Source organism: Natrinema soli, assembly GCF_028618695.1.
In genome coordinates this window covers 1-10,140 of record NZ_JAQIVI010000698.1, presented here as the reverse complement: position 1 = coordinate 10,140, position 10,140 = coordinate 1, and the positions used below count along the sequence as shown (strand labels likewise).

Annotated in this window: 10 protein-coding genes, 1 other RNA gene and 1 pseudogene; 6 read left to right on the top strand and 6 right to left on the bottom strand. The window is 63.2% G+C overall.

Annotated features, from left to right (window positions below):
* Positions 1 to 258: 258 nt before the first annotated feature.
* From PGX04_RS30395 to PGX04_RS30385, 3 genes are all read right to left on the bottom strand, one after another.
* Positions 259 to 2,037 carry an ABC transporter substrate-binding protein gene (locus PGX04_RS30395; protein WP_273741895.1) on the bottom strand — a complete coding sequence of 593 codons (1,779 nt, stop codon included), beginning with the start codon at positions 2,035 to 2,037 and terminating at the stop codon, positions 259 to 261.
* Positions 2,038 to 2,176: 139 nt separating this feature from the next.
* Entirely contained in the window at positions 2,177 to 3,049 is an 873-nt protein-coding gene (locus tag PGX04_RS30390) for a phosphatase PAP2 family protein (RefSeq protein WP_273741894.1), read from the bottom strand.
* A 5-nt stretch (positions 3,050 to 3,054) separates the two neighbouring features.
* The gene (locus PGX04_RS30385) at positions 3,055 to 4,848 is read right to left on the bottom strand and encodes an ABC transporter substrate-binding protein (RefSeq protein ID WP_273741893.1); all 1,794 of its coding nucleotides are present in this window, start codon (positions 4,846 to 4,848) and stop codon (positions 3,055 to 3,057) included.
* A 211-nt stretch (positions 4,849 to 5,059) separates the two neighbouring features.
* Here PGX04_RS30385 and PGX04_RS30380 point away from each other — a divergent pair, with 211 nt between their 5' ends.
* The 3 genes from PGX04_RS30380 (at position 5,060) to PGX04_RS30370 (ending at position 6,627) form a co-directional block, all read left to right on the top strand.
* Entirely contained in the window at positions 5,060 to 5,338 is a 279-nt protein-coding gene (locus PGX04_RS30380; protein WP_273741892.1) for a ribonuclease P protein component 4, read from the top strand.
* 117 nt (positions 5,339 to 5,455) lie between these two features.
* Positions 5,456 to 5,704, top strand: a complete 249-nt coding sequence (locus PGX04_RS30375) for a YhbY family RNA-binding protein (protein ID WP_273741891.1) — start codon at positions 5,456 to 5,458, stop codon at positions 5,702 to 5,704.
* The gene (locus PGX04_RS30370; protein ID WP_273741890.1) at positions 5,701 to 6,627 is read left to right on the top strand and encodes a mechanosensitive ion channel family protein; all 927 of its coding nucleotides are present in this window, start codon (positions 5,701 to 5,703) and stop codon (positions 6,625 to 6,627) included. Before PGX04_RS30375 ends, PGX04_RS30370 begins: the two co-directional genes overlap by 4 nt.
* A gap of 28 nt (positions 6,628 to 6,655) precedes the next feature.
* Here PGX04_RS30370 and PGX04_RS30365 read toward each other — a convergent pair whose 3' ends face one another.
* The 3 genes from PGX04_RS30365 to PGX04_RS30355 form a co-directional block, all read right to left on the bottom strand.
* The gene (locus PGX04_RS30365; RefSeq protein ID WP_273741889.1) at positions 6,656 to 7,465 is read right to left on the bottom strand and encodes a LolA family protein; all 810 of its coding nucleotides are present in this window, start codon (positions 7,463 to 7,465) and stop codon (positions 6,656 to 6,658) included.
* Between the two features lie 316 nt (positions 7,466 to 7,781).
* Positions 7,782 to 8,093, bottom strand: an RNA gene (gene ffs / locus PGX04_RS30360) — signal recognition particle sRNA.
* A 19-nt stretch (positions 8,094 to 8,112) separates the two neighbouring features.
* Entirely contained in the window at positions 8,113 to 8,244 is a 132-nt protein-coding gene (locus tag PGX04_RS30355; protein ID WP_273741888.1) for a hypothetical protein, read from the bottom strand.
* A gap of 24 nt (positions 8,245 to 8,268) precedes the next feature.
* Between PGX04_RS30355 and PGX04_RS30350 the strand changes: the two genes are divergently transcribed.
* From PGX04_RS30350 to PGX04_RS30340, 3 genes and pseudogenes are all read left to right on the top strand, one after another.
* Positions 8,269 to 8,631, top strand: coding sequence for a DUF5798 family protein (locus tag PGX04_RS30350; protein WP_273741887.1), 363 nt, complete (start codon positions 8,269 to 8,271; stop codon positions 8,629 to 8,631).
* Between the two features lie 96 nt (positions 8,632 to 8,727).
* The gene (locus PGX04_RS30345; RefSeq protein ID WP_273741886.1) at positions 8,728 to 9,708 is read left to right on the top strand and encodes a PLP-dependent cysteine synthase family protein; all 981 of its coding nucleotides are present in this window, start codon (positions 8,728 to 8,730) and stop codon (positions 9,706 to 9,708) included.
* Between the two features lie 126 nt (positions 9,709 to 9,834).
* Positions 9,835 to 10,140 (top strand): annotated as a pseudogene (locus PGX04_RS30340) (hypothetical protein); the annotation flags it as partial.

Sequence of the window (10,140 nt, the reverse complement as noted above, 5' to 3'; positions counted from 1 at the left end):
GGCCCCGGTGCCGGCCCGGGCGGTCCGGGCGCAGGTCCCGGCGGTCCCGGCGCACAGGACGAGAGCAACGAAGAACTCGTTCGTGAAGTCCGACAGATGCGGGATGAACTGCGCGATCAGACTCGCGCACTCAAGCGCATCGCCGACGCGCTCGAGGATCGATAACGCCTCACTGTCTCGTTTTCGGCGCTTTTCCGGCCGATGAGCGACGCGAGAAGCGCGTCCGCCGTGCCCTCATCGACCAGAATACGACGCCGATCACTGTCTGACGCGGAGTCGGTCCTGATCGTCGTATCGGAAGCCAGCGTCTTCGAACGCCAGTTGTACCGCGTTGACGTTCACCTCCCCGTCGGTCCCCAGAAACGGCGTTTCGGGGTCGCTCCCGTTCCACTCGAGGCTCTCGGGAACCCACTCGTCGATGACCGGCGTCGCCACGGGTCTCGCGTTTCCGTGGAACACCTCCTCAACCAGCCACTCCTTGTCGACCAACTGCGCGAGGGCGCGCCGGAACCGCGGGTTGCTGAACGGTGCGTTCCGCGCGTTGAAGCCGAGGAAGTAGAACGTCCACGACGGCGACTCGACCAATCGGCCACCGTCGGATCTGCTGACGGCGTCGATGACGTTCGTCTCGAGTGCCGACAGCGTGACGTCAGCGTCGTCGTTCTCGACGGCCTGAACCGCCGTTTTACTGCTCGGGGCGATTTCGACCGAGAACTCGTCGACGGTCGGTGACGGCAGTTCGTCGCCGTGGTCGAGCGTGAAGTGGGAATCGAACCGTTCGAACGTGAGTTGCTCGCCTTCGGTTCGGTCCACGAGTCGGAACGGGCCGCTTCCGACCGGTTCCATATTGTTCGTCACGACCGCCCTCGTGGTCCCCTGAGCGATGCTGACGGCGCCCGGTCCCCTGACGTCGGCTGTCCGATCGCGCCAGATGTGTTCGGGGAGTATCGGAACGAGAAGGGCTCGTTCGCCGACCGCTCGATTCGTCCCGACCGTAATCTCGACGCGATTGTGGCTCCGAGCGTCGACCGTCTCGACGGATTCGACCTGGCCGCGGAACCGGGGGGCTGGAGAGTTGATATCCCCGTCCCCGAGGGACATGTCTTTGAGAAACTCGTACGTGAACTCGACGTCGCTGGCGGTTACAGGCGTGCCGTCGTGAAACTCACACCCGTTTCGCAGTTGGATCTCGATCGTCGCCCCGTCCCAGTCCCACGGTTTTGCGAGCCACGGGCGGACGTCACCAGTGGGATCGTCCGTCGCCAGCGAGTCGTAGAGCAACTCGGTAATCGTTCCGCGATCGCGATAGTCGACCGCGAGCGGATTGAGATTTTCTGTCGGTCTGGCATCCGTATGGGTGGCGCGGAGCGTCTCGACATCGTCCGCCGGCTCGAGACCGAGATAGCCGCGACGGGTCGCGAGGTGGTCCTCACTCCAGCCGGCGAATCGTTCCGTTCTGACGGCCCGGTGTTCTTCGGGAATGCAGATCGGAACGAACGGTTGTTCGACCGCGATCGCCTCGAGCGCGCTCGTGACGGCCTGCTGTCGTTCATCGCCCTCGGCGCGGCGTTGCTTCTCGAGGAGGTCGTCGACGGCCAGGTTGGTGTAGCCGAACGGGTTCTGCCAGCCAGATTCGTCGGCGTAGCGCGAGTACAACGCCTGGTAGAGGTAGTCAGGATCGGTTCCGCCGGGGTGGCGACTGATACAGACGTCAAAATCGTGGTCGTACAGCACCGACCGGTGGAAGTCGATGCCCGATCGGACGTCCAGGGAGACATCGATTCCGGCGGCCGTAAACGTCCGTTCCAGTTCGTTCGCGATCCTGATGCACGCCCGATCGCTTTCGGTGGGGAGGGTGGTGATCGTCAGCGAGAGCTGGTCGATGTTGTCTCGGGTTACGAGATTCCGGAGGCGTTGAATACAGCCGCTGGTCGAGACCGTCAGACCGGCGGTCGCAGCGAGCGCGGCTCGACGGCTGATCGATGTGCCGTCAGTGTCGCGGCTGCCGCGTTTCGGGACGGCACGTCGTCCGTTCATTTTGGTCGTCTCTTATTATTACCTGCCGCGCTATAACAGTATTATGTTCTTTGAACGGAGGGGGAGTCGGCGACGCCGCGCGACTTCAGTGGATCAATCAGGGGAGCTCATCGACTCAGTCGGACCCGGCTCCCTGCGTTCAGTCCTGTTCCTGAACTGAGGGGAGTCGCTCCTGCAGCCAGGGGAATCGATCACCGATCTTTGTAGCGAGTTCCTCGAGCGACCAGCGGCCGACGAGTCGATCCGAGAGGGCGACACAGAGGGCTGCGAGCAGCAACCCCGCAGTGACGTCGATGCCCCAGTGGATTCCAAGATACATCGTCGAAATCGCGACGCTCACCGCCAGCACGACCGCGGCGGGGAACCACTTCGGAAACGCGGACCGCGTTTGCCACGCGAACGCTGCGACGGTCGCCGAAAGCGAGGTGTGAAGCGACGGGAAGACGTTCGTGCTGGTGTTTACCTCCTGGGTGAGATACTGGTACTGCGGGTTCGTATCGTACAACATCCGCTCCATGAGTTCGGCGGGCATTAGGTTCCGGGGACCGTACGCGATCACGAAGATATACAGGACGAGACCGATCGCGTAGTTGAGCGCGTAGGCCGTCAACAGGCGGCGGAAGACCCGGGTATCGGAGAGGGTAAAGTAGGCGATAACCGGGAAGATCAGCAGGAACGTGTAGCCGTAGACGTAGACGGACGAGAAGTACGCTGACGTCTCCGGGGTCTGAATCGCCTGAAAGATCAGGATGAACTCCCCTTCGACGTTGTAAAACGCCGACGTCAGGCGAATCCCGATCTGCCGCGATAGCTTCGGTGCGGTCTGTCGGGCAACCCGGTTGATCAGTAAGACGACGATCAACACAGCGATCACCGGGCCAGTAGTCTTGAGCCGAGTCCGCCACTCCGAGCGCGTTCGAGCGAGGCGCTCACGGCCGATGAAGACGATGATTGCCACCGGCACCATAATCGCGATTACGACGACGAGCTTAGTCAGCACCTCGGCAAGCATTGCACCTAGTAGCCCCCAAGCAACCGACCGTTATCATCGTACCGAAAGCCGGCTCTCTCGAACGTCGCTTTCGCCGCTTCGACGTTGAGTGCTCCGTTCGACCCGATGAACGGCAGTACGGGGTCTTCGCCGTTCCACTCGAGGCTCTCGGGAACCCACTTGTCGGTAACCGGCGTTGCGACGGGGGTCGCGTGTCCGTAGAACACCTCCTCGACGATCGCTTCCTTGTCGATCAATTGCGAAACCGTCCGTCGGAAGTGCGTGTTGCTGAAGGGCGCGTTGCGGACGTTGAATCCGATATGGTAGAAGGTTCGCGAGGTGGATTGCAACTGTTCGACGTCCGAGAGGTCTGGAAGCGCGTCCAACGTGTATGCGGAGAGCATCGAGGCAGTCACGTCCGCATTCCCGTCGGCGACCCGCCTGATCGCTGACGCGCTACTGGGGGCGATATCGAATCGGAGTTCGTCGACGGTCGGCCCGGGGAGAGCCACCTCCTCACGGAGCGTAAAGTGGTCCTCGTATCTGGTGAGGCGGAGTTGCTCGTCCCGGGTTCGACTGTCGAACTGGAACGGGCCGCTTCCGACCGGCGGGATGTGGTCCCCCGTGGCGGCGATCCACCGGCCTTGCGGTGCGGTGAACTCGCCGTCGGCAGCCCGTCGGTCCACCAGATCGCGCCAGTAGTGTTTCGGCAGAATCGGGACGGTAAACGCTCGCTTAGCGGCCTCCCGGCCGCCATTGAACGAGAACAGCATTTCGTACTCGCCATCGACGGCGTCGTCGTCGACAGAGATCTCGTCGATCACGTCGATGTGGCCCTGATACCGCGGTGCCGGCGACGAGGGCGCTCGTCCGAGCGACGTGTCTTTGAGGAACCGATAGGTAAAGGCGACGTCCTCGACTGTCAGTGGTTCGCCGTCGTGGAACTGACAGTCTTCGTGGAGGGTGACCGTCGCAGTCAGCGTCGACTCCTGCTCGCCGGTGTCCGGTTCCGACCAGTCCCAGCGCTTGGCCAGCCACGGCTCTATCTCGCCGTTGTTGACCGTCGCCAGCGAATCGAAGAGCAGGTCGATAGTCGTGTTTCGCTCACGCATTGTCGCCGAGAGCGGATTGAGGTTTCTCGTCGCGCGAGTGTCGGTCCTGAGCGCGTGGAGCTGATCGATGTCCTCCGCCGGCTCGAGACCGAGATAGCCGTGGCGGGTCGTGAGATCGGCTTCGTCCCAGCCGTCGAACCGACCCTCTCTGGCGAGGCGATACTCGTCGGGCATACAGATCGGGTCAAACGGTTTCGCCTGTGCCAGCGCTTTCAGAACCGATTGGACGTCTCGCTTCCGCTCGTCGCCCTCGGATTGGCGCTGTCGCTCCAGTAGCGTGTCGAACGCCATATTGGAGAGCCCGAAGGGATTTTGCCAGCCGGCTTCGTTCGCGTACGTCGAGTGGAGTGTTTCGTAGAGGAAGTCCGGATCGTAATCGGCGGGGTGGAGGCCGACGTAGATATCGAAGTCGTGATCGATCAGGACCGCTTTCAGCAGCTCCGATTGCGAGCGGACATCCAGTGTGACCGCCACGCCGGCCTTCTTGAGGTTGCTCTCGAGACGGCGAGCGATCTGGATGCTCTGCTTGTCGGCTTCCGCCGGAATCGTCGCAATAGAGAGCGATAGCTGATCGGTGCCGGCCTGACTGACCACACTTTGCACGTTGTTGATACAGCCGCTCGTCGTGATTGCAGCCCCCGTTGCGCCGGCTGCCAGGAACGACCGCCTGCTGATACCGTCGTCGGGGAGGGTGGGGTTCCAATTCATAGCGTTATGTAGCACCTCCTATCATGTGATATATAACAATATTGCGTACTATGATGAATACGTGTCACTGTAAAGAATCTTTCTACTCGGGAGTAGATCCGCCTCGGACGCGTAGTCGTGTGATAAGTTATCGAGGAACTGGATAGCTATCCGTTATCTGACGCCGGTTTCGGAGCGCAACATCAATAGGTCGACCGACGAAACGTCGGGTATGGACGTCGCCGGTGAACGAATCGAGCGGCTTCACGACCTCGCTCGAGCGGCGGCAGCGGACGGCGACGCCGATCGAGCTCGCTACTACGTCCGCCTCGCGCGGCGAGTCGCGGAGCGAAACCGGCTCACGCTTCCCCTCGCGTTTCGCCGGTTCACGTGTGACCGGTGTGACGCGTATCTCCGGCCGGGGACCAACGCCCGCGTCAGGTTACGGGACGGTCACGTCGTCGTCACCTGCGACTGCGGTGCGCACGCGAGATATCCGTACGAGGACTGAACCGCGACCTGTGACTCCCGCGACCGAACGACGGTCGAATCGCGACGGCGCAGTCAATTCGCCGCCTGTCCGTGTCGAATCGAGAAGATTGAAACCGTTCCTCTTCCTTTCACGGGTATGGACCAACAGGAACTCAAGCGCCGCGCACACGACCTCGACGTTACCGTCTGGGTCGGCAAGAGCGGCATCGATGCCGTCGTCGACGAACTCGACGATCAACTGACCGACAGGGACCTCGTGAAGGTGAAGTTTCTGCGGGCCGCCCGCGCCGGAAGCTCGACCGAGGAGAAAGCGGCCGATCTCGCCGAGTACGTTCACGCGGATCTCATCGACACGCGCGGGCACACCGCAGTGATGCATCGATGAGCGGCAGTCCCGCGCTTCCGCTACAGAACGGGACGGGGGATCACGGCGTGATCGGAAACGCGCTCGAGGAGGCGGGGCTCAACGCGACACAGGCCGGGATGGCCGAGGGAGCGATCCGGTTCGTCATCGCGCTCGCAGCGATCTGGGTGATCGGTCGGTTGGTGCTCGTTCCGCTAGTCAAGCGAGCCCTCGACAGGCGCGAACTGGACGAACACGCCCAGAACCCGCTGTTATTGCTCACCCGGTTCGGAATCGGATTCCTCGCGTTCGCTGTCGCCTTCGGCTTCGCCGGCTTCGGCAACTTCCTCGTCTCGATGGCCGGTATCGCGGCCGCTGGCGCGCTCGCCGTCGGACTCGCGATGCAGAACGTGATCTCTAACTTCGTCGCCGGCGTGTTCATCTACACGGACAAGCCGTTCCGCATCGGCGACTGGATCGAGTGGGACGACGGCACCTACTCGGGCATCGTCGAGGACATCAGCCTCCGCGTGACCCGCGTCCGGACGTTCGACAACGAACTGCTCACGGTCCCCAACTCGGCGCTCACCGAGGGCGTGCTCAAAAATCCCGTCGAGGACGATAAACTCCGGCTGAAGTTCGTCTTCGGCATCGGCTACGACGACGACATCGAGCAGGCGACCGAGATCATCGTCGACGAGGCCGAACGCCACCCCGACATCATGGACGACCCCGAACCCTCCGTTCGCCTGACCGAACTGGGCGACTCCGACGTCGGCCTCCAGTCGCGGATCTGGATCTCGAACCCGTCTCGTGCCGACTTCGTTCGAACCCGCGGGGAGTACGTCACCGCGGTCAAACGTCGCTTCGACGAGGAGGGGATCGACATTCCCTACCCCGTCCGCACGCTCGAGGGCGGACTCGACCTCGAGAGCGGCCAGAGCGCCGTCCAGCCAGCAGAATAGCGGCGGAGTGCGTGATAGACGTCCCGTCTCACCACTCTTCGACCGTCGCGTTTTCCGGCGGCTCGAACGCGAACGTCTCGTCGTCGAGACCGGTATTGAACGCGACCGACTCGAACCGTTCGGTCATGACGATGCGCTCGCCGTCGGGCTCCTCGAACACGACTCGCTCCTTGAGCGGGTAGTCGTACTCCGTGTCGATCCACAGCGTCTGTTCGACGGCCTGCAGTTCGTCTTTCGGATCGCTCGTCTCGAGGGCGTAGACGTACTCGGTGTCGCCGATAATCGCCGAAATCCCCCGTTCGACGGTCTCGTTTTTCGCTTCGACGTCGAGGACGTGCGCATCCCGGCCCGCGATTTGCTCGGTGCCCTGATACTCGAGGTCGTACTTGTCGACTTTCTCCGCGGCCATCTCGCCCCGGTCCGATCGGACCGTTTCACTGTCGAACGGTTCGTCCGGCTCGAAGTACTGAGCCACCTGCGAGTCGGGGTAATAGAACCAGTTCATCGTCGCGTTCGACACGTAGGTGTTCCCTCTCGCGGCGGGATCGGATGCATCGAGCACCTCGGTTCGTTCGTCGATGTACGGCCGTTTCTGGACGCGGACGAGTTCCGTGACGGTCACGGAGTCGTTGGTTACTTTAGTCGTCCGATTTCCCTGCACGTCCTCGAGATCGTCGGCGTGAACGAACGCGCCCTCGAACACCGCTTCTGGATCGGGGCCGTCGGAATCGTCGGGATCGTTGGGATCGCTCGAGGGAGCGTCGAATGCGACGCAGCCACTGAGGAGAACGCCCACTACGATGACTCCGAGAACGGCTGCGAATCGACGAGTCGTCATTAGTTTACACAGCTAGAAGAGTTACCGTAAGTGTTTCTGTTACCGTGTCCGGATAGAGGGCTGCTTCGTGACTCGAGTTCGTCCACGCGATCAGTGGCCGGGAGCGCGGCTCGAACGACAGTGAGAGTCGCGTGACCCGGGGAAGGGCAGGCGGTTGTCCGTGGTTGCTGTGCCGCGAGCGAGTACCACGAGCGAGCGGGCCGACGACTGACCCGAAACGAAGTGAAGGGGAAGGAGGAGTGCTTTTGATCGACCTTTTACCGAGTGAGCGCGGCGCGTAGCGCCGCTGCTCACGCAGCGTAAAAGGTCGGTATGAATGCGGACAACCGCGGTTGCCCGGCGTTCCGACCGGGGGAATCTCGGTTGCCTTCTCCACCCCGCAACCCGTCGAGCGACAGGTGTCCGGCGGTCCACTGCTCGCTTCCGCGCCTGATGGGCTGTCGCCGACTAACCACGATGGGGCGTCCCTGCGGACGGCCACCGTAGACCGCTGTCCCCGACGGACGAGGCTTCTCTGTTGGCTCCCGAGGCCCCGGTCGGTCTGACCGGACGCCCGCGGTGTTCGGTCCCCGCTAATGACCATAGCGCGGGTAACGAGCAGGGCCAAACTGCCCGACCTAGTCCACTTCACGATAGGCGATCGGTACTTATGGGCCTTTCGTCTCCGCGCGCTCGAGTGCGCTGCGACCGACTCGCTCGAGCGTGTCCTGGTCGACCGTCCGTATCCGTCGCGGGTTCGATCGGGACCTCCTCGAGCGCGAGCGGAGGAAAAGGCCCATTAGTTACCCGACACATCCTTCGGTATGGGACTCGGCAGCACCGCAAAGAAGATTCAGGGCATCTCGGACCGAGCGGAAGCGATGTACAAGCAGGTACAGAAACTCCAGCAGCGTATTACGGGGCTGGAAGAGGAGATGGACGAAACCCACGACACGGTCGCGCGCATGGACCACCAGCTCACCGAACAGCGCGCGCTCTTGCTCGCCATCGCCGAGGAACAGGGGCTCGACGGGGAGGAAATCCTGGCGGAGGCGGCGATCGACGAAGCCGAACTCGAGGAACCAGCCGACGCCGAAAACGCTGAAACCGCCGAGAACTCCGACGGATCGGCGACGAGTTCGAATGCGACCACAGAGGCGACCGCCGGCGACACGACGTCCGAATAACGACTGGAGGTACCGGACGGCTGGTCCGTTCCCGCCCGGCCGGCCGACTTCTGCTCGGGACAAGAGCTAACAGCGGGGATACCTTCTGCCAGCACGATGACGACCCACGAGGAGCCGGCGGACTCGGTCCTCGAGACGATCGGTCGAACGCCGCTCGTCCGGCTGCAGGACGGGCCCGCGGACGTCCCCATCTACGCGAAGCTCGAGACGTTCAATCCCGGAGCCAGCATCAAAGACCGGATCGGGAAGTACATGCTCGAGCGAATGCTCGAACGTGGCGACGTGGCGTCGGGCGGGACAATCATCGAGCCGACCGCCGGCAACACGGGGATCGGGCTTGCGATCGCGGCCGAGCAACTGGACCTAGACGCCGTCTTCGTCGTTCCCGAACGGTTCAGCGTCGAGAAACAGCAGCTGATGGCGGCGCTCGGCGCGGAGGTCATCAACACGCCCACGGACGACGGCATGGACGGGGCGATCGCGCGCGCTCACGAGCTCGCCGCGGAACTCGAGGACGCAGCCGTCCCCCAGCAGTTCTCGAATCCGCTGAACACGGAAGCCCACTACGAGACCACCGCGCCCGAGATCTACGACGCGCTCGACGGCCAGGTCGGCGCGGTCGTCGCCGGCTGTGGCACCGCCGGCACGCTCATGGGGATCGCCCGCTACGCGCTCGAGCAGGATCCGGAAACCCACATCGTCGCCGTCGAGCCCGAGGGGTCGGTGTACGGCGAACTCCTCGGCGACGACCGCGCGGAAGCCGAGTACAAGACCGAGGGCATCGGCACTCACGACACCGCGACCAACGAACTGTTCGAGCCCGAACTGGTCGACGCGGTCGACGCGATCTCGGACCGAGCGGCCCACGCGGAACTCGAGCGCCTCGCCCGCGAGGAGGGCCATCTAGTCGCCTCGAGTGCGGGTGCTGCGAGCGTGGCGTCGAAGCGGGTCGCCGAACGGATCGACGACGGCGATCTCGAGGTCCCTCACGAGACGGTCGTCACGCTCTTTCCCGACTCGAGCGAACGCTACCTCTCGAAGGGGATCTACCGCTCGTTCGAGGAGTGGACGTCGTGACTGGCGTCGAATCCGGTCCAGCGGCCGGGCAGCCGTCGAACAGAATTGGCTTGCAATCGGGCACGACTGGGCAGTGATCGGGTCACTAACCAGTACACTCTTTTGAGTTCCCTGGAAGGAATAGGTATGAGCCGTCTGTCGGACGCCTTCCAGTCCGAAGCGGATCTGCCGCCCGCCCTCCGACCGAAAGTCGACGCCTACGCCGACCAGGGCGGTCTGTTGGGTGCATTCACGTACTTTTTCGCGTCGCTCGAGACCGACGACGAGGAACTCGCCGCGACGCTCGCGTCGATCCCGACCGATCTCTTCGTCGCGAGCGCGCTCCACGACGACGCGATCGACGAGGCGGAGACGTGGGACACGGATCGCAAGCAGCGACTGAACGAACACGTCTCGGTCGGCGACCTCGCCTTCACGAACGTCGCCGCCGCC